This is a genomic window from Amygdalobacter nucleatus (assembly GCF_029167365.1).
GTDB lineage: Bacteria > Bacillota > Clostridia > Saccharofermentanales > Fastidiosipilaceae > Amygdalobacter > Amygdalobacter nucleatus.
This window is the reverse complement of record NZ_JARFNM010000001.1, coordinates 1,253,146-1,273,442: the sequence shown is the minus strand read 5'-3', so window position 1 is coordinate 1,273,442 and position 20,297 is coordinate 1,253,146. Positions and strand designations below refer to the sequence as shown.

The window sequence follows — 20,297 nt, the reverse complement described above, 5'->3', positions numbered from 1 at the left end:
TTTTGATATATGTTGATTTCCAACTTGTGAAACATGCACAAACAATGTGAAGATATCAGCGTTTAATGAGTGCATTATTTTAATGAGGGCAACTTTTATGCTACAATTTATCTGCAGGTATTAACTTGCTACAAGGAGGGTAATTTATGAAATTTCGCAAGATAGCCGCTTTGGCACTTACTGCTGTACTATTCTTAACAGCTTGTGAAAAACCAGCGCCTAAGAATGACGCTAAGCCATCAGCTAAAACGAAAGACACTGAAACTGAGGCAAGCAAGGCAGAAACCAAGCAAACAAAAACTGATGAAGCTAAGCCAGCTGACGGTAAGTCATTGACAGTTTGGTGTTGGGATCCTAACTTTAACATCTATGCCATGAAAGAAGCAGAGAAGATCTATCAGAAAGATCATCCTGATTTCAAACTTAATATCGTTGAAACTCCTTGGCCGGATGTTCAGACTAAGATCATTACAGCTGCTACATCAAAAGATTATTCCACTTTGCCAGATATTCTCTTGATGCAGGATTTGGCTTTCCAAAAGAATGCTGCTAACTATCCTGAATTGTTCGCTGATTTAGAGAAATCAGGTGTTAAATTTGAAGACTTTGCTAAAGCAAAAGCTAGTTATTCAACTGTCAATGGTAAACATTTAGGCGTTCCTTTTGATAATGGTACAGTTGTTGCTGCTTATCGGACAGACTTGTTGAAGCAAGCTGGCTACAATCTCGATGACATGAAAGATATTACATGGAGCAAATTCATCGAGATTGGTAAAAAAGTTGTCGAAAAGACAGGTAAACCATTGTTGACAAACATAGCAGGCGAGAATGATACAGTCATGATGATGTTACAATCAGCTGGCGCTTCTATGTTTGATAAAGATGGCAATGTTACATTGAAAGACAACGAGATCATGAAGAAAGTCTTCCAAATTTATTTGGATATGAAAAAGTCTGGTGTCTTAGGCGAAGTTAATGACTGGGATCAGTACATTGGCTCCATGACTGGTGGTAATACAGTCGGTGTTTTGAATGGTTGCTGGATTTTGGCAAGTGTTCAAACAGCTAAGGATCAATCAGGTAAATGGGCTATCACAAATATGCCTAAGTTGGATGGCGTTGAGAGTGCTACAAACTATTCTAACAACGGTGGTAGTAGCTGGGTAGTTATTGACAAGAGCAAGAACAAGGAATTAGCATTTGATTTCTTGAAGACAACTTTCGGTTCAAGCGTCAGCTTGTATGAAACAATTTTACCTAAGTCTGGTGCTTTGTCTACTTACATTCCAGCTGGTAAGAGCGATATTTACGCTAAACCACAAGAGTTCTTTGGCGGTCAGGCTATCTACAAAGATTTAACTGATTTTGCAACTAAGGTGCCTTATACAGTTATCGGTGCTTATCACTATGAAGCACGTGATGCCGTTGCTACTGCTTTACATAACTTTATTGATGGTAAAGATCTAAATGCAGAATTAGCTGAAGCTCAGAAGACAGTTGAATTTGCTATGGGTAAATAATTAGTTCAATTGGCTTTAGTTGGGGTGGCAAGGCCACCCCTTCTCTTTAGATGGAGATGATCGTAGAATGACTGGAAAAATGACGATACGGCAAAAACAGAATGTGATCAGTTGGCTGTTTATTATCCCAGCTGTTGCTTTGATTGTCACCTTGAGCTTTTATCCCATGTTGTCTGCTTTTATTCTTTCTTTGATGAAAGGTAAAGGAGCTACACTTACTTGGGGTGGGGCGTACAACTATATAAGAATCTTCCAAGATAAAATTTTTATTCAATCATTAATCAATTGCATTATTTATTTAGTTATTGAAGTGCCATTGATGTTGATTTTTGCTTTGCTATTGGCTAGTTTATTAAATGATCGTCAATTACGATTTAAGCGTATATTTAGGACAGCCATTTTCTTGCCTTGTGCTACATCATTGGTTTCATATGCCACAATTTTCAGAGCTTTATTTGCTAATGATGGCCTGATTAATTCCTTGCTACTTAATTTGGGCATAATTGATAAGAGCTTTGAATTTCTAGCTAACCCAATTAGTGCTAGAATTGTTATCATTTTGGCTTTGCTTTGGCGTTGGACAGGATACAATATGGTCTTTTATTTGGCTGGTTTGCAAAATATTGAATATTCAGTTTATGAAGCTGCGAAAATAGATGGAGCTAGCCGCTGGCAAGCTTTTTGGCAGATTACCGTGCCACTTTTACGGCCAACGATACTTTTAACTGTGATTATGTCGATTAACGGTACATTGCAGATGTTCGATGAGTCTGTCAACTTGACAGGTGGCGGACCTGCTAACGCGACAATTACAATGTCGCATTACATTTATAATATGTCGTTTAAGTTTGTGCCTAATTTCTCTTATGCCGCTGCAATGTCATATTTCATACTGTTTTTAGTTGTGATTTTGACAATGATTCAATTGAAAGTTGGTGATAAGCGTGACTAAGTTAAGACATAAAAAAATAGGTACTTATATCTTTTTGAGTATCGTATCGTTTATCTCTGTTTTCCCACTTTATTGGATGATTGCCGCAAGTACAAATAGTAGCTTGCAAGTGACGAGGGGTAAATTGACAATTGGCTCGCAATTCTTTGTCAATTTACAAAGATTGACTGATCAGTATGACGTGTTTGGTGCGTTATGGAATTCATTAGCTTATAGCTTTATTTTAACTTTGCTATCGCTTTTGATTTGCTCTTTAGCTGGTTATGGCTTTGAAGTTTATCATGACAAGGTCAAAGATAATGTGATGAAGGTGTTACTTTTAGCTATGATGGTTCCGTTTGTAGCTATAATGATTCCGCTCTATCAAATGTTTTCCAAATGGGGCTTACTTAATTCATTGGTGGGCTTTATTTTGCCAACCTTAGCTACACCATTTTTAATCATGTTATTTAGGCAGAGCGCTCGTTCTTTCCCACGTGATATTATTGAGGCAGCTCGCATTGATGGACTCAATGAATTACAGATTTTCTTCACCATGTTCATTCCAACTATGCGTTCAACCTTTGCTGCTGCTTTGACAATTACGTTCATGGGTGCTTGGAATAGTTATTTGTGGCCGAAAGTCATCATGACGAAAGCTGATACAATCACAATTCCAATGCTGGTTGCGAACTTGAAAGAGGGCTATGTCACCGACTATGGCGTGTTGATGTTAGCTGTGCTTCTCTGTACTTTGCCGACAGCTATTGTATTTTTCCTCTTACAGAAGAATTTTACAGCTGGTATTACAGGTGCTGTAAAATAATTTAGTTCAATAGAAATTTCGTTCAATCTAATTAAGGAATATTGTTTGAACGGGGGTTATATGGTGGCGCTAGCATTTTAGCTGGCGCTTATTTTGTGCTTGTTTGCTTGCAGCTTAGCCTGATATTATGTGCTAGAATCTAAATTATATAGTGAAGTGGGGATAAATTAATGCTTATAGAGAAAGCTACAATTAAGCGAAGCTTAAAAATTGTGAGGAACGTTATCAGGCTGATTTTGCTTATTATTGGCATTATAGTGGCAATTGAAAAATTTTTTCGTTAGTTGATTAGTATGCTTGTTAGATATAATGTACATAAACTTTACGAGGGTGATTTTAGATGCTGAATATTACAGCAACTGATTTCTGTAAAAATCTTTTTTCCTTACTTGAGCAAATAATACAGTTTAATGCGCGTATCAATATCAGCACCAAAAATGGCAATGTCGTAGCTTTAAGCGAAGATGAATACAATGACCTAGTAGAGACTTTATATGTTGTTTCTAATTCAGCTATGTGTGAAAAAGTTAAGGCTGGCTTGCATACACTACTTGCTGAATGTGTATCAGGAAATGAGGTTACCTGGTGAACGAAAATCATTAACCAAATTTACCACCTTACGAAATCTAAAGGCGATGTTAAGGTTAAAGTTTATGCTGCAAGAGGCGACACTTGGAAGCAAATACAGGCTGACATTTTGGAAATGTCTCATATTTGTCCAGACATTATGCTCTGAAGTTAATAAAGTAGTTGAGAAGGGCATACCAGCTATTTTGCGTTCAACTGAAATAAGAATGAGTATGGTTGAGCATGATTCTATGGTGCATGAAGCTGCTATCGTTGCCATTTTAGATATTTTTGAATATCCCACAGCTTATGTGGATTCTCAAGGCTAAATTAGTTTTAGCAAAGTTAAAAAGCCTGCATTGCAGGCTTTTTCTTTAAGATTGTTTCCTAATTAAGCTTACTTCTCTAGTTAAGAGTAATTTTCTAATTAAGATCTTTTCTGCTTAGTGGCATAGACATGCAACGTGGGCCGCCTCGGCCGCGTGACAATTCGCCTGAGCGTAAGATGTGTAATTTTACGCCATAGCGATCTAATTCTTCGTTAGTATAGACGTTGCGATCGTAAACAACAGCTTCTCTTGGCGCAATTGCTAGGGTATTATAACCATCACTCCATTGTTCCCTGATTGCATCCATTATGGTACCAGAGCCTTCACGAATGAGATTAACCGCCCCAATTTTAAGATATTTCTTCAAAACAGCTGCCAAATCATTGCCGACAAAAGTTGTTTTAATTTCTTGTCCCAAAAGATTTAGAGCATAGATTTCTAGAGTTTCGTCAACTTGTGGATGCAAGGTGAACAAATCGCGATCGACCATTGTAAAGACTGTATCTAGGTGCATGAAAGCGTGTGATTCTGGAATAGTTAAGGCCAAAACCGTTTCATAACCGCTCTCACTCTTTAGTAAGTTGCTAGCCAAACGTTCAACAGCGGAAGCTTTGCTTCTTTGACTTATACCGACTGCCACGACTTTATCAGACAAAACGATAATATCGCCACCTTCAATTGACAAGCCATCATAGCGATCGTACCAGAATGGCAACTTGCTGTCTTTGAATAGTGGATGATATTTGAAAATCATGCGGCCAAACAAAGTCTCTCTCCGCCGAGTGACAGACCACATATGATTCAAGCTAACGCCATTTCCGATAAAAGCGAAAGGATCTCTTGTAAAATAGAGGTTAGGCATAGGCTCAGCGACAAAGAAAGAGCGTGCTTCTGTCATCTCAGTTAAAGTAGCTTTGGTATAAAGTGGTAGTTCGTTTTTGCGCGTACCTTCCATCATTTTTAAGACCAAATCTTGATTGCTTAAGCTGTAAAGATGCTGCTTCAACAAGTTCTTCTCACGTGGAACAGAGATATTAGCTTCAGCCAAATATGTATTGATGAATTCTTCCCGAATGCTTTCGTCAGTGATTGCTTCTGCAGCTAAATCAGCTAAATAGTAAACTTTAGCGCCGTTATCTTTGAGAATTTGCGCAAAATTATCATGTTCTTTTTGGGCAATATCCAAAAAAGGTAGCTCATCAAATAAAAGATTATCCATTGCATCCGGCGTGATATTTAAAAGTTCACGACCAGGCCGATGCAGGATAACAGTTTCAAGTTTGCCAATTTCTGACTTGATATTAACTGGATTCATAGCGCCTCCTTTTAGTTCAACCATACATTAAGTATACGGCGTAAATTTGACCATAAGTTTAGCTGAAAATTTCTTGCCGAACAAGCTTTTTTAAGAAATTTCACCAAATTGAACTCTACATATTTAGTTTAATGTGGATGATTAGGGCAATTAGCTGACAAAAGTTAGCTAAAAAGCTTAAGCTAAATTGTCAAATCATATACAAAAATCCTATATAATAAGTATATAAAGACTTGGTCTGTGAAGCAAACCGATTAAATAGGAGGATCTAGCGATGTTGAGAATAGCAGTTAGTGGAAGTTTGCACAAAGATGAGGAAGGCTACAATTTAGCCTATGCCAACAATGCTTATATTGAAGCTTTAGCTAAGCAAAATGCAGTTCCGCTGATCATTCCATGTGTAAGTGACGAAATTTCATCTGCAACATTTGACCCTAAACAGCAAGGTACGGACAGATTAATTAGCTATTATCAAGCTGCTTTAAGTGGCATGGATGCTTTGTTGTTGACAGGTGGGCACGATTTAGATCCGCGCTTTTACAATGAAGAGCCCAAGGCTAATTTGAGTTCAACTTTGCTAGAGCGTGACATATCTGAATTTTGTCTTTTAAAAGTTGCTTTAGAAATGAAAATGCCTATTTTAGCTATCTGTCGCGGCTTACAGTTAATCAATGTTTATTTTGGCGGCAGCTTGTATCAGGACTTAGCCGAGCGTAAGGAACATACATTTATGCACGTCCAAAGGTCAGCACCTTATAAAAGTTGGCATCAGATTGAATTAGCTAAGGATAGTGAATTAGCTAGAATTTGCCAAACTGAAACTCTGCAGGTCAATTCTTTACATCACCAGGCCATTAAAGAGTTAGCTGCTAATTTAACGGCTGTAGCTTGGGCTAAAGATGGCTTGATTGAAGCTTTTACGCTAGACAATTATCCGTTTTTGTTGGCTTTGCAGTGGCATCCAGAATTTTTGCAAGCGACAGATATGAAGATGCAGGCAATTTTTGCTGCATTTTTGCAAGAAGCACAAATTTACAAACAACAATAAAATTAATTAACTTAATATTAGCGTATAATAGGTCCAATTAGAAACGGAGGAGCGTAATGAATATTACAGTTTTCTGTGGTGCCAGTGCTGGTAACAAATCTATTTATCGAGAAAAGACAATTGAACTTGGCAAGTGGCTCGCTAAGTGCAATTTTAACTTGGTCTATGGCGGTGGCAATAATGGTCTGATGGGACTATTAGCAGATAGTGTTTTAGCTGAAAATGGTAAAGTTATCGGTGTGATGCCTACTTTTCTGATGAAACAAGAGATGGCGCATACTAATTTGACGGAATTTATCGAAGTAGATGATATGACAACACGCAAAAATATTTTGATTGAAAAGGCGGATGCCTTCATCGCTTTACCAGGTGGCTTAGGAACTTTGGAGGAGATTGCAGACGTGATTTCCTGGTCTAAAGTTGGCAAGAATAAAAAACCAGCTGTCTTTTATAATGTCGATAATTACTATGCACCGTTAGAAAAGATGCTTGATAGAATGGTCAAAGCAAATTTTTTGGAGCAAGCTCAGCGTAACAACGTTTTGTTTTCAGATAATTTAACTGAAATAGCTAATTACATTCAAACTTACAAGGTTGTACCACTATTTTAAGGTGAGGGTTTAAGCATTAACGATGAGTGAAGAAAAAAAGACAATGGATATTAAGCAGCTTGCAAGAATCAAGGAGATGGAGGGCCATCTTAACTATTTGAATGAGTTTTTACCTGAACTTGGAAATTTTCAGACAAAGGTAAAAGCGGCCTTGCCACATTATCAAGCTTTGAGCAATTACTACAGTAGTGCTAATTGGTTTAGCGATTATGATGCGCATAGCCAAGGTTTAGTTCCCAAAGATGTACCGTGCGGCGTTTTGTCAGAAGATGCAGCCTATGATTGCTTGGGTGAGATTTATCAATTTGCCTTGCAGCAATTAAATATCGTGAATAAAATTTTGAATACAGCAGAGCCTGAAAATTAGGGCTTTCAACATTTTAGACCATAAAATATCTCTAAGAAGTTAGGGAATTTTATACCTTATGAAGATGTTAGCTCAACAAATTACGAAAGATACTGGGCAATACAGATGAAACAATATTACTTTAAAGAAAAGTTATTTAAGTTTACTGACCAATATTGGATTATTGATGAAAATGGGGAAAAGTGTTTTTACCTCGACCAAGATCTTAAACTTATAGGTTATTCAGCTACGGTTTTTAATACGAAACAGGTTGAACTTTTTACGATAAGTAGACAAGTTATATCTCTATTGCCACGGTATTTTGTTAATTTTAGTGATGGTACGAGCTTAGAAATTAATGCTAGATTTTCATTTTTCAGAAAAGTGATAGATGTAGCAACAAATTTTGGCGATATTGTCCTTAAAGGCGATGTTTGGGATTTTAATTTTGCAATTTACATTGATGATGAGCTTATAGGTGAGATTGTCAAAAAGCCTTTGACTTTAACCGATACCTATGAACTCACCGTCTATGCCGAAAAGTATACGCTTGCCTCGTTGGCGCTGGTAATTTGTCTTAACAATATTAAAGATGGTGAAAAAGCTCGGCATTAGTGCATGACCTTTGCCAAATTAAGCAAAAAGGCGGTTCAACTTTTAGAAAGTGCCTTTAGCTTCTAATTCAATTTAGAAAAGCTGCTTTCTATTTTGGCAAATAAATAAAGATGATGTTATTATTTACGTATCTTTACAGGCTTTGTTTAGGAGGTATGTATGTATATTTTATTCATTGTATTAGGTATTCTTTTAGTTGCTTATATAACTTATTTATTTGTGGAAATTATGCGGCAGATGGCAAGGGGAGAAGAGCCTAAGAATACGCTTTTTCCATTCCTCTATAAGCCTAAGAAAGAGGCAAAGCAGCCAACAATTGAAACAAGCAAGGATGAAAAAGCTAGTAAAGTAGAAACTAGCGAAGCTAATGACAGTGAATCTGCCAAAGAAAAAGAGAAGGGATCTGAACCTGTTAAAACTGAGGAAGCAAGTCAAGCTCATGAAGAAGTAGAAACAGAGAAAGAAACAGAAACAGACAAGCCAGAGCTTGAGGAAAAAGACACAAAACAAGAGGCTCACAAATTAGTAACAAGTTCTGAAGCTGTATCTAAAACAGAGGCAAAGCCAGCTGAATTGATTGATACTACGTCTAAACCTAGACAAGCTAAACAATATAATAAATAGCAACTATTAAATAAAAACTAAGCGGCTTCAATTTTAGTTGAGGCCGTTTAATTTGCTGTGAGGTCAAAAACCGAGAAACTTTGACACGTAGTTATAAGCTAAACACGAATAAATGGATATTCGCCTGTATTTACAGGTAGTATCCATTTTATTTTTCTACTAGTATCCATTTTATTTTTCTACCTCTTGATTGGGCGGAACTCGATGGTACATAAAAATACCCTGTTTACTGTTTTCAAGTAAACAGGGTACATATTGACTTTAAGTCACTTTTGAGTTTGGGAGATTAGCATTTAGGTTATGCTTCTTCTGTATCGCCGTGACCTTCCATAGTTGTATCAACTGCTGAGAAGTTAACACCTGTTTCTTTAGGATTAGCTTCTGTGAAGACGTAGTCTTTACCTGGCAAGATAGCGTTCAAAGCAATACCCAGTAGAGCTGACAGAGCGATACTTGAGAGGGTGATTGTTACAGAGTTTACTTGGAAACTTACACCGTTCTTAAAGCCGAGTGAAACAACCAAGATGGTAGCTGCTACAATCAAGTTTCTTGATTTAGTGAAGTCAACCTTACTTTCAACTAAGTTACGTACACCAATTGCGGAGATCATACCATAGAGGATTAAGGAAACACCACCGATGATAGCGGCTGGAATGGTTTGAATGAAGCTGCTTAAGATTGGGAAGCAACCTAAGATGATTGCAATGACAGCTGCTAAGCGGACGATGCGAGGATCGTGAACTTTAGTTAAGACAAGCACGCCTGTGTTTTCACCGTATGTTGTATTAGCAGGGCCACCGAAGATAGCTGAGAAGGATGTAGCAATACCATCACCCATCAAGGTACGATGTAGACCTGGATCAGCGATGTAGTTTTCACCAGTTGTAGCACTGATAGCTGAAATATCGCCGATGTGTTCCATCATTGTAGCGAGGGAGATAGGCACGATTGTTAAGATTGCGCTGAGGTCGAAAACCATGAACTTACTAGGATCAACTGGCCAATCGAGAACTTTAATGTTAGCAAAGCTGCTGAAGTCTATTGAGTTAGTCAAAAGTGCTACAACATAGGCACAACCTATACCCATGATGATTGGAATAATCTTCAACATGCCTTTGCCCCAGATGTTGCAGATGACGACCACTGAGATAGCGGTAATTGCAAGTAACCAGTTAGTTGAAGCGTTAGCAACTGCTGATGGTGAAAGGGTTAAGCCAATTGCGATGATGATCGGACCAGTAACTACTGGTGGGAAGAAACGCATGACTCGGCGTGTACCAAAGAACTTAATCAAACCAGCTAAGATCAGGTAAACTAGACCGGCAAAAAAAACGCCACCGGAAGCGATGGCAATTTTATGAGGATCAGCTTTGCCGTCCACCAAAGGAGCCACCAAATTATAACCACCAATAAATGCAAATGAAGAGCCTAAAAAAGCGGGAACCTTACCTTTCGTAAATAAATGAAAGATTAATGTGCCCGCACCAGCCATCAATAATGCTGTGTTAATATTCAATCCGGTTAAGAGAGGAACGAGAACTGTTGCTCCAAACATCGCAAATGTGTGTTGGAAACCTAATAAAAGCACTTTTCCCTTCGGTAAAAGTCTAATGTCGCGAATTGGTTCTTCGCCGATTTTGACTGTGTTGTTAACCGCCATATAAAACCTCCTGAATTATCTGTTTGCGACTACCGCCGCGCAAATTGATGGTATTATGCACTATTTGTTTTGCTTTTGCAAGTCAACAATATATAGCGGGTAAAAAATTGACCAGAATGAACCCTGAAAATCACGCAAAATACCCTCTAAAATGCTTAAAGCAGCTGAAATTAGTTGTTAATTTTTAGATATAATTAATGAGCATACTAACTAAAAAGCAAAACGCAATGTGTGGCTTTTGCTGTTGCATAAGCGATAATGTTTGCGAATTAGATGCTATGCAAGATCAAGCAAAATGCTTATTGCAACTGAGAAAAGCATTTTGGCTTGCTGATATTCAATTCAATGGATAAAGCACGATGCTCTGAAAAGACAAAAATTAACCTGAAAACGAGGCGGCAATATTGTTGATAGCAGTTATAATAAAATAACAAAAGCGATAATTCCTGAAGGTAAGGAGTTCAAAATGAGCGCTAAGAAACACATTTTAATTTTAGCTACAGGTGGCACGATTGCTTCCAAACAAACAGGAGCTGGTTTAGCACCAAGTTATAGCATTGACCAAATTATTCCTAAAGCATCACTTTTACGCACCTACTATGACTTGACTATGCAAGATATTTTGAGCTTGGATAGCTCCAATATCCAAATCCCTGAATGGCAGACAATTGCAAGAGCTATTTATGCTTCGCGCAATGATTATGATGGGATTGTAGTTACGCACGGGACAGATACGATGGCTTATACGTCATCTGCTTTGTCTTATATGCTGACGAATTTGAACTTGCCAGTGGTTTTGACAGGTTCACAATTTCCAGTCGACGAGCCTTTGAGCGATGCGCATGATAATTTACAGACAGCCTTAGCTATGGCTGCCAGTGGTGTGCCAGGTGTATTTTTGGCCTTTAATCGGCAAGTGATGCTAGGTACAAGAGCTGTAAAAGTGCGCACTTTAGACTTTCAGGCTTTTGAAAGCGTGAATTGTCCACCAATAGCCAAAGTTAATTCTTCTGGCTTACAGTTCGATGAGCAAGTTTTGCAGACAATTCGTTATTTAAGGCAGCAAGGTGGGCCAATGCAATTAGCAACAGAGTTAAAAGCAGCTGCCTTCTTACTCAAGCTGACGCCAGCTTTTAATGCCGCTTTGCTTGATTATTTGCCTGCATTAGGGTATCAAGCAATTTTGCTGGAAGCTTTTGGCATCGGCGGTATCAACTTTTTGCACAAAGATTTGCTGCAAGGTTTGGGCAAATTGATAGATGCGGGCTTTGCGGTAGTTGTTACAAGCCAATGCTTGTATGAACAATCGAGTTTGCGGGTCTATGAAGTTGGACGTAAGCTCCTGGATTTAGGTGCAATCGAGGCGTTTGATATGTCGACAGAAGCTGCCATTACAAAACTTTATTTCGCCTTGGGACAAGCTGAGAAAAAACAAATCACTGATCCGTTACGCCGCTTAGCTTTTGTCAAAGATTACTTCAGTCGTAATTTGGCTGGCGAGATTAATTTGTCCAAGCAGCCACGTTAGGGAGATTAGCTGTGAAAGATGCAGAAATTTACGCCAAACTTGATAGTGGCGCCAAACAAGTTTTAAGCAAATTTGTCAAGGCTAATTATGAATGCTACTTAGTTGGTGGCTCTTTGCGAGACTTACTTTTGCACAAAAAAGTGCATGATTATGATTTTACGACCAATGCAAGGCCTGAGCAGGTAGAGGAGCTTTTCCATACGCAAAGGGTGATTGAAACAGGCATTAAACATGGTACGGTAACTGTTTTGCTGGCAAATAGCAGCTATGAAATTACCACTTTTCGGAAAGACACGACTTATAGTGATCATCGCCATCCTGATGGCATTGTTTTTGCTGACAGCTTGGATGAAGATTTGGCTCGGCGTGATTTTACTATTAATGCCCTAGCTTGGTCGCCTGAGCGAGGCTTAGTTGATCTATATGCCGGCTTATCTGACTTGTCTAACGGCTTGATTCGTGCTGTTAATGAGCCAAATGAACGCTTAAAAGAAGATGCCTTAAGAATTTTAAGGGCTTTAAGATTTGCCTCTACACTTGGCTTTGAGATTGAATCTAAGACGAAACAAGCAGTTTGGAACTTGTTTGACACTTTGTCATATGTAGCTCGGGAAAGAATTTTAGAAGAGATTGACAAATTGTTCTTAGGCCAATTCGCAGCGCCAGTTTTGAGAGAGTTTCTTGATTTGTTTGCTTTCTCATATCCTGAACTTTTTCAAACGAATTTGCTGAAAGAGGCTAATTGTGTAGAGCTTGTAGAGGCGTTGACAGAGCATAAAGCTTTCATTCAATCTAGCCTTCTAGAGCTTATAAAACTCAAAAGCCAGAGCAATTTGCCGTTTGTTAAAAGCTATTTTGTTTCTAAAGAGAATGGCGCTGACATGATTAATTTTGGCGCTATGCAAAGAGAACTTAGTTTAGTCTTTTATTGGTCAGTTTACGTCCATTCACAGCTAGATAATTTACGTAAAAAGTTTAACTTGCCTAATTCTAAGCAATTAGCCAAAAAACTGGCAAATAGCATGTGCTGGTCTAACGTTAGGCGCGATTTAGTGAGCTTGTGTAGTGACGTTTTAGCACCTGATTTTTGGCACAAGTATCAAACGGTAGAGGCTGTTAATTGGTCTGATTTACTTTGTATATACGGAGCAGAACAACTTGCTTATAGCTTGATTTATGCTGTGGCTAGCGCCAAGTTAAGTTTAGATTATTGGCAAGCTTTTTTAGCCTTTGTACAGGCTAATTCTTGTTGGACCTTGCGTGACTTAAATTTGCGAGGCGATGAATTATTGAAATTATGCCCGGATTTACAAGGCGCGCTAATTAATCAGACACTGAAAAACTTATGGTTAGCTGTCTTAAAAGGCGAAGTTGTTAACGAAAAATCAGCCTTAGAGGCTTATGTTAAATTAAGTCTTGAGAAAACTGAGAAGTAGAGAGCTATTGAGTTTGGCTTATTGCTCTACATCAAGTTTAATAGTGAAAAATTTACAACAAAGTAAGAAGCCCAGCTGATGCCGGGCTTTTAGTCAATACTTTTCATGAATGAATGGATTTACCGCTAAATCACTTGGAATATGCAAGGCGTTCGCCAAATTGTAATCTGTAAAATTAACAGAAGCTGGGGCAGGTAGCTGCTTATACTGTTGCTGGACATAGCGCTTAGTGAAAACTTCCAAAGTTTGCTTAATTTCTTGACGATTGAAACTTTGCTTAGCATAGACATTAGCCTTCGGCCCAAAATCAAAATTAATTTCTGAAAGTGCCTGAATATTATCAGCGCTGAAACTGTCACAGGCTAATTCTAAGAGTTCCTCTATGCAATAATTTGCATCAGCTAGATGATAGAAGAAGAAGTCGTGCAAAAGATAAGAACCGACCACTTTTTGGGTAACTTGTTTTTGCTCACCAGTCTTAGTGAGCGGTAAGAGCTCAGGACTGATATTAGCTTCGTAGATTAACTTGAGTGCCTGGGTTAATTCTTTAGGGTCAAAAGACGGTTCGCAAGCTAGTTTCTCATAACAAGCTGGGAAAATGGCTAACAAGCTTGGCATTAGGCTCTTTGGAATACCAGCGTTAGGATTAAACATGCTCATCTGATCACCATTATATGTAGAAAACCCTAAGCATTCTTCACTTAAATCACCCGTGCCAACGACAATGCCATTTAACTGATTAGCCTTGTCCATGAGAATTTGTGTACGTTCACGCGCTTGTGCATTTTCATAAGTGACATCGTAATTGTCAATCGCTTGCTTAATATCGGCAAAATGCTGCAAACAAGCTTGCTTAATATTGATCGTTTCAGCTTCGATATGAAGGGCTTTTAGTAAGTCGTTGGCTTGATTTTGACTTTGTTGGCTACTTCCAAAACCAGGCATGCAGATGGGCTGAATAGTAGCAAGTGGCAAATTGCCTAGCTTGCAAGCTAAGTAACAGGTAAGTAAAGCTACACATGAATCTAGTCCACCAGATAAGCCCAAAATGAACTTCTTAGCATGGGCAGTGTATAAGCGCTTCAATAGGCTTTCAGAAGCTGCCTGCCAAAAATTACTGTAATACTCAACTTTATCCAAACAATCTGTATAAGGTGCTAGACCTTGACAGCCACAATTAGCTAAAGTGCTTGGACTTTGATAGAGATAAGGGGCTGGATTGAACAATCTTTTTTCAGCTGGCCTTAGGTCAAAATAAGCTGAGATCGCCACAAGCTCAGCTTCTGTCGCTATTTTTAGTCTACGTCTTATACGCCAATTGGTGAGCCTAGGAATTAGGAGGGAGCAAGTGACGGATTTTTGATATGACAGCTTGCAAGCTTGCTCTATCTGCTCTAATTTAGCTGAAATATCAAGATTCTGCATTTTTGCAAATTGTAGATAATCAGCAGTTTGTAAATGCTTGTTTAACAAACACAAATTGCCTTCATAGGCCTGGTATTCAGCTTGATGATAGTAAAGGTCAGAGGGTGACATGATTGAGCTATTGACATGTAAAATAGCCAAATTTGCAACTTGTGCGAGATTTTGTAAATGCAATTTAAGTTTAGCTGCTTGTCTGCTAGTGAAAGGCTCATTACTGATATGGACGATTAAATCAGCTGCACTTTCATTAAGTAGATAGATGTCATCACCAACTACTAATTGCACACGGACAGGCTTATAAGGCCCGAAGACTGGTAAAAGGAATATGTCATCTGTAACTTGTTTGGGCTGTGCCTTTAAAAATTGTTGACGTTCTACATTGGTTAAGTTTTGTTTACAAGCTGTTTGGATGATTTTGCCTTGGCTTATAACTAAAGCAGCGTTATGTTGACCTTCTGGAGTGACAAGAGGAGAACCGAAAACTAGAGCAAAATTGCTAGGCCAATTGGCGGAAGCTAATAAAATGTCTTGCAGATAGTGCTGGACTTGATCAAGTACATTGCCGCTTTGGTGTAAATCATTGAGAAAGCCACCTGTTAGCGCCAGCTCAGGTAAAATAAGTAGTGCCCGTTTAGCCTTAATTGCTTGTTCAGCGAGCTTGATAATGAGCTTGCTATTGAAAGCAATATCGCATGCACGTAGAATGGGACTAGCTATTTGACAATTTAAGAAAAGTTTAGCGTTGTACATAAATTACCTCTTTCTTTATAAGTTTAAATTATAGCTAAAAAAGATAATTATAAACTAGTGGATCAGTGAAATTAACCGAATTTTTGCACTTTTTATCTGCTATTACTGGCAGATTAGTACTTGTGACTGGTGTAACTTTCGTGTAATATAATAGAAATGAATTTTGAAAGCATTTACCACTTGTGTGAGTGTGCGGTGGAGTTAGTATGGAAAGTTATGATAATGAGCAAGCAGGTGCTGCCATGCAGGATGGCATGCGCCGAACTGTAATTCCTGGGTTAAAACGTGAGAGCCATTATACAGCTGAGCAATCAGCAACTTCGCCTGATAAGGCCGACCAAGCTGCTGAAACTAGGCGCTTTACGCCAAGTCCTTTGCAACAACAAAATTTACGCTCTGTTCGTTTGCCCCAAACTGAAGCTAAAGCTATGCCAGCTAAATATATCGGTGAACAACCAAGACGTATATCACCTGAACCTGTTACAAGCAAGGAATTGTTCTCACGGGTGAAAGATCAAGATACGATGCGTCGATTGGCAGCTAAGGTAGGCAATGATTTAGACGAAGAATTGGCTAGTAACCAACAATGGCGTGAGAATTTGGCAGATTTAACGCAGAAGCAACCATTAAATCCACAAGTCCCTACAGCTATGAATCAGCCAGAGCGAGTGGAAACTGAACCTGTTCAACAGACAGCAGCACCTGAGCCTGAACGCGTTGATCCAGCTGCTCAAGCTTTAGCTAAGGCTAGAGAAGATGCTTTTAGAATGTGGGAAGCTCAGACAACAGCTAACTCTAGAGAGAATGAACAAGTTCAACCTGAGAACAATGTAGATGCCCTGAATTACAGAGCTATACACTACGCTCCAGACAATAATTCAGCCGATAATGCAGTTGATGATTATGAGCCAACTTCATATCAAGCTCCAACTTATGTAACAACAGATGCAGACAATAGTGCTACACCAGTTTATGTGCCAGATGATTATGCACCTAAAGCTGAAACGGAAGAAGCAAACGATCGCTTCCAAGCTTATGACAATTTAGTGGCAAATCCAGATCAAGCTGCTTATGCATATCAAGCAGGTCAGTATGGAGATTATGCTAATAACATGTACAGACCACAAGCTATGCCAGATATGGCAGCTAAGGTAGCTGACATGCCAGTTGAAACAGAACAGCCAGTTAGACAGTATCGCCAGGTACCGAATGAAGCTAACTACGCACTAACTGAGCAACGAGTTGATGCGAATATGCAAAATAATGAAGCACAACCACAAGAGCAGCCAGATAGATATGATGCTGCTTTAGCTAATGACACAGGTTTGGTTGGTTCGTTATTAACTTCTGGTCAAGATTTAGTTAATCTCTTGCAGACACTATTTACTAATTTCCCAGAGGAAGCTTGCAAGAAGATAGCCAAAGCTAAGTCGATGGCTTTTGTACCAGTAGCCTTGCTTTATTTTGTCTTGCAGTTAATTTATGGTTCAGCTAGAGCAGATCGAGGCGGTCTATTGACAGGCTATTTAACTGGTACAGATGGTTTGTCAGTTTGGGCAGCTTTGTTAGTGACAATTTTGACAGCTGTTTGCCATATCGGGCTTTACACATTGATTTTCATGTTGGCTAACTATTTGAGTTATCATAAGCAGCCGTTTATGTCGACTTTGAATTGTGTGGCAGCTTTGCTGTTATTGCAAGCTTGTTTCATTCCGTTCTATTTGATCTTCAATATTTTTGCTGCTGCAATCGTATCTCTGTTGAGAGTGATCTGCTTTACATGGTCAGTCTTATTAGTTGATAAATTCGTTAGACAGCAAGGTAGCCAGAAATTTAGCAAGCAGGCTGATTTAGTTGCTTTGATCATTGCAAGTTTGGCTGCTTTGATGCCGACATTTATCAGACTTCTCTTCTAGACTAGAGCCTGACTTGTTGAACTTGTTGAGAAAAATAGTAAAATGTAAGATATTGGCGGACATTTTCTGCCCGTACTACTAGGAGGTTACAATGCTAACATCACTTAAACCCTTACTAAAAGTTGCGCATGAACGTAATTTCGCTTATGGCGGCTTTAACGTCAACTCTGCTGCTCAAATTAAAGCAGCTATCAGAATCCATGAGATTATGAGAAGTCCTGCTATTTTACAAGGCGCAGAGGCTGCTAACGCTTTCATGGGTGGTCGTGCTGACTTTATGAACGCTACATTAGATGACAAGAAGAAAGGTATGGCTAATTTGGTAGCTTTAGCTCATAAATACGGTGATTCTGCTACAGTTCCAGTTGTTTTACACTTGGATCATGGCCGTAGCTACGAAGTTTGCCAAGCTGCTGTTGATGCAGGTTATACCTCTGTTATGATTGACTGTTCTGCTTTGCCATTTGAAGAGAACATGGAAATCACTAAGAAGGTTGTTGACTATGCTCATCCACGCGGAGTTAGCGTTGAAGGTGAGATTGGTGTTATTGCTGGCCAAGAGGACCATGTTAAGGCTGCAAGCTCAACATATACAAACCCATTGGATGCTGTTACCTTTGTTAAGGCAACAGGCGTTGATGCTTTGGCTATCAGCTATGGTACAGCTCATGGTGCAGCTAAGGGCAAGAACATTGTTTTGCGTAAAGAAGTACCTATCGCTGTTAATGAGTGCTTGATGCGTTCTGATTTGAGCACAGCTTTGGTTTCACACGGTTCATCAACTGTTCCACAAGATGTTGTTGCTGAAATTAATAATTTGGGCGGCACAATCAATGGCTCAGGTGGTATTCCATTGGATCAATTGCAAGCTGTTGTTAAGGCTGGCGGTATCAATAAGATCAATGTTGATACAGATATTCGTATGGCTACAACACGTAATATCCGTGAGTTGTGGGTAAAGCATCCTGAAGTTCTCAAGAATGAGAAGGTCAAGGCTATCTACGATTTGATGCAAGCTAATACTAAGGCTTTCGATCCACGTCTATACTTAGTACCAATTTTGGATGTTGTTATGGGCGCTGAGATAAATGAGCCTGAGATTCAGATTGTTATGCAGAAAGTTGAAGATGCAATCCAAGAAGTTTTGTGCCAATTGGTTGTTGCTTTCGGCAGCTATCACCAAGCTCAGTATGTTGAAGCTTTGACATTAGATGAATTGAAGAAAACATATTAATCAAGTGACTGATTAAATATAAGTCGCCACGGTTTTCTGTGGCGGCTTTTTTATCTATTCACAAATAGATGTAGCTGATAAACGGCAATTTAAAAGAGATAAGGACGTAGGCATGCAAATATTAGAAGAACGAATTGTCCAAGATGGCTTAGTAATCGGAACAGATACGGTAAAAGTTGATTCTTTCTTGAATCAGCAACTTGATGTTAATCTTTTTCAAGCTTTAGGCAAAGAAATTCATCGCCGTTTTCAGGATGAAAGGATTAACAAGATTTTGACAATCGAAACATCCGGTATTGCTATTGCGACAGTGGTTGCTTTGGAATACGGTGGCTTGCCGCTTGTCTATGCTAAGAAAAATAAGCCGTCAACGATGATCGATGATAGTTATAGTGCGCCAGTTAAGTCCTTCACAAAGGGCATTGTGTCTAATGTCCGTGTGTCAAAACGTTATTTGCAGCCGTCTGATCGCATTTTAATTATTGATGATTTCTTAGCCCATGGTGAAGCTATGTATGGCTTGATTAGTTTATGTAAGCAAGCTGGGGCAGAGGTAATTGGCTTGTGTAGCGTAATTGAGAAAGTATTCCAAGGTGGTGGCGACAAACTGCGTGCGCAGGGTTATCATTTAGAGTCATTAGCTAAGATTGAAAAAGTAGAAAATGGTAAAATTGTTTTTACTGAATAGAAGTTAATTAATTTTAGTTATAGAATACTAAAAAACAGAATTTCCATACAAAATTGGATTATCTCTAAACGGCCTTTTCCATACGAAATAGGCTGTTTTGCTAGGTAGCATTTAGCTACTTGAATTTGTTTTTATGAATAATGCTAGAGGATACGATGACTATAATTGAACATGAAATACCACTTTTAGAATTCGATGCTGCCCAAATAGCTGTACTTAATCCAACTCATGATAATCTCGGCCTAAAATTTCCTAAGAAATGTGTATTTGCTTTCCTAGGCACTTATATAGATGAGTATGCTGCTCAATATGATTTAAAGCAGATAGCTACCTTTATAAATGCAACAAAGAGTTTTCCAATTTATCTAACAGAATATAAGGACGAAGAAATTGTCATTTGCCAAGCCCCAGTCGGAGCAGCGCCTGCAGTTCAAATTCTTGATTGGTTGATTGGCTATGGCGTTAGAGAAATCATTTCAGCAGGTAGTTGTGGGACGCTAACAGACTTTCCTGAAAGTATATTTCTTATCCCAAATAAAGCTTTACGTGACGAAGGAACATCTTATCATTATGCTCCGCCATCACGGTTTATAGACATTAGTCAACAAGCGAGAGAAGCGATTGAATCAACTATGCATGAGCATGGACTAAGTTATCAAGAAGTTACAAGTTGGTCAACTGATGGTTTTTTTCGCGAGACTAAAGAAAAAGTAGCATGTCGGAAAAAAGAAGGCTGCGAAGTTGTAGAGATGGAATGTTCAGCCCTTGCTGCGTGTGCTGAATTCAGAGGCGCTACATGGGGGATGATACTTTACACGGCTGATAGTTTAGCAAATGTTGACAAGTATGATGCGAGAAACTGGGGCGGCGATGCGTATGCGTACGCTATGCAACTTTGTCTTGATGCTGTAATTAAACTCTAAAAAGA

19 protein-coding genes are annotated in these 20,297 nt (G+C 38.8%); 16 read left to right on the top strand and 3 right to left on the bottom strand.

The window, feature by feature from the left end:
• The first annotated feature begins 146 nt into the window (after positions 1–146).
• The 5 genes from PYS62_RS05765 to PYS62_RS05745 all read left to right on the top strand — a co-directional run bounded on the left by PYS62_RS05765 (position 147) and on the right by PYS62_RS05745 (position 4,173).
• Complete coding sequence (locus PYS62_RS05765; protein ID WP_066712967.1) at positions 147–1,520, top strand: ABC transporter substrate-binding protein; 1,374 nt, start codon at positions 147–149, stop codon at positions 1,518–1,520.
• A 67-nt stretch (positions 1,521–1,587) separates the two neighbouring features.
• The gene (locus tag PYS62_RS05760; RefSeq protein ID WP_066712964.1) at positions 1,588–2,472 is read left to right on the top strand and encodes a carbohydrate ABC transporter permease; all 885 of its coding nucleotides are present in this window, start codon (positions 1,588–1,590) and stop codon (positions 2,470–2,472) included.
• Positions 2,465–3,277, top strand: coding sequence for a carbohydrate ABC transporter permease (locus tag PYS62_RS05755; RefSeq protein WP_066712962.1), 813 nt, complete (start codon positions 2,465–2,467; stop codon positions 3,275–3,277). Before PYS62_RS05760 ends, PYS62_RS05755 begins: the two co-directional genes overlap by 8 nt.
• Before the next feature lie 340 nt (positions 3,278–3,617).
• On the top strand, positions 3,618–3,866 hold the full coding sequence (locus PYS62_RS05750) for a type II toxin-antitoxin system Phd/YefM family antitoxin (protein ID WP_066712961.1): 249 nt from the start codon (positions 3,618–3,620) through the stop codon (positions 3,864–3,866).
• Positions 3,867–3,912: 46 nt separating this feature from the next.
• Positions 3,913–4,173: a hypothetical protein gene (locus PYS62_RS05745; RefSeq protein ID WP_156422936.1), complete on the top strand. Its 261-nt coding sequence runs from the start codon at positions 3,913–3,915 to the stop codon at positions 4,171–4,173.
• 94 nt (positions 4,174–4,267) lie between these two features.
• Here PYS62_RS05745 and arcA read toward each other — a convergent pair whose 3' ends face one another.
• On the bottom strand, positions 4,268–5,488 hold the full coding sequence (gene arcA / locus PYS62_RS05740) for an arginine deiminase (RefSeq protein ID WP_066712955.1): 1,221 nt from the start codon (positions 5,486–5,488) through the stop codon (positions 4,268–4,270).
• Between the two features lie 274 nt (positions 5,489–5,762).
• On the opposite strand from arcA, the gene PYS62_RS05735 reads away from it, so the two are divergent.
• The 5 genes from PYS62_RS05735 (at position 5,763) to PYS62_RS05715 (ending at position 8,732) form a co-directional block, all read left to right on the top strand.
• On the top strand, positions 5,763–6,536 hold the full coding sequence (locus PYS62_RS05735; protein ID WP_066712953.1) for a gamma-glutamyl-gamma-aminobutyrate hydrolase family protein: 774 nt from the start codon (positions 5,763–5,765) through the stop codon (positions 6,534–6,536).
• A gap of 56 nt (positions 6,537–6,592) precedes the next feature.
• Positions 6,593–7,147: an LOG family protein gene (locus tag PYS62_RS05730; protein WP_066712951.1), complete on the top strand. Its 555-nt coding sequence runs from the start codon at positions 6,593–6,595 to the stop codon at positions 7,145–7,147.
• A 22-nt stretch (positions 7,148–7,169) separates the two neighbouring features.
• Positions 7,170–7,514, top strand: a complete 345-nt coding sequence (locus PYS62_RS05725) for a DUF4298 domain-containing protein (RefSeq protein ID WP_066712947.1) — start codon at positions 7,170–7,172, stop codon at positions 7,512–7,514.
• A 105-nt stretch (positions 7,515–7,619) separates the two neighbouring features.
• Positions 7,620–8,108, top strand: a complete 489-nt coding sequence (locus tag PYS62_RS05720; protein WP_066712944.1) for an LURP-one-related/scramblase family protein — start codon at positions 7,620–7,622, stop codon at positions 8,106–8,108.
• 159 nt (positions 8,109–8,267) lie between these two features.
• Positions 8,268–8,732 (top strand): hypothetical protein, encoded by a 465-nt coding sequence (locus PYS62_RS05715; protein ID WP_066712942.1) that lies wholly within the window; start codon positions 8,268–8,270, stop codon positions 8,730–8,732.
• A 298-nt stretch (positions 8,733–9,030) separates the two neighbouring features.
• Here PYS62_RS05715 and PYS62_RS05710 read toward each other — a convergent pair whose 3' ends face one another.
• Positions 9,031–10,392, bottom strand: coding sequence for a uracil-xanthine permease family protein (locus PYS62_RS05710; RefSeq protein ID WP_066712937.1), 1,362 nt, complete (start codon positions 10,390–10,392; stop codon positions 9,031–9,033).
• A gap of 466 nt (positions 10,393–10,858) precedes the next feature.
• Here PYS62_RS05710 and PYS62_RS05705 point away from each other — a divergent pair, with 466 nt between their 5' ends.
• On the top strand, positions 10,859–11,920 hold the full coding sequence (locus PYS62_RS05705; protein WP_066712934.1) for an asparaginase: 1,062 nt from the start codon (positions 10,859–10,861) through the stop codon (positions 11,918–11,920).
• Positions 11,921–11,931: 11 nt separating this feature from the next.
• Entirely contained in the window at positions 11,932–13,356 is a 1,425-nt protein-coding gene (locus PYS62_RS05700; RefSeq protein ID WP_066712932.1) for a CCA tRNA nucleotidyltransferase, read from the top strand.
• A 93-nt stretch (positions 13,357–13,449) separates the two neighbouring features.
• Here the strand turns inward: PYS62_RS05700 and nadE are convergent, their stop codons facing one another.
• A complete protein-coding gene (nadE, locus tag PYS62_RS05695; RefSeq protein WP_066712801.1) occupies positions 13,450–15,531 on the bottom strand; it encodes an NAD(+) synthase in 2,082 nt (693 codons plus the stop codon).
• Positions 15,532–15,737: 206 nt separating this feature from the next.
• Here nadE and PYS62_RS05690 point away from each other — a divergent pair, with 206 nt between their 5' ends.
• The 4 genes from PYS62_RS05690 (at position 15,738) to PYS62_RS05675 (ending at position 20,292) form a co-directional block, all read left to right on the top strand.
• Positions 15,738–17,447, top strand: a complete 1,710-nt coding sequence (locus PYS62_RS05690) for a Yip1 family protein (RefSeq protein ID WP_066712798.1) — start codon at positions 15,738–15,740, stop codon at positions 17,445–17,447.
• A 91-nt stretch (positions 17,448–17,538) separates the two neighbouring features.
• Complete coding sequence (locus PYS62_RS05685) at positions 17,539–18,681, top strand: class II fructose-bisphosphate aldolase (protein WP_066712790.1); 1,143 nt, start codon at positions 17,539–17,541, stop codon at positions 18,679–18,681.
• Between the two features lie 112 nt (positions 18,682–18,793).
• Positions 18,794–19,369, top strand: coding sequence for a xanthine phosphoribosyltransferase (locus tag PYS62_RS05680; RefSeq protein ID WP_066712787.1), 576 nt, complete (start codon positions 18,794–18,796; stop codon positions 19,367–19,369).
• A gap of 155 nt (positions 19,370–19,524) precedes the next feature.
• Positions 19,525–20,292, top strand: a complete 768-nt coding sequence (locus tag PYS62_RS05675) for a nucleoside phosphorylase (RefSeq protein ID WP_066712784.1) — start codon at positions 19,525–19,527, stop codon at positions 20,290–20,292.
• Positions 20,293–20,297: the final 5 nt, after the last annotated feature.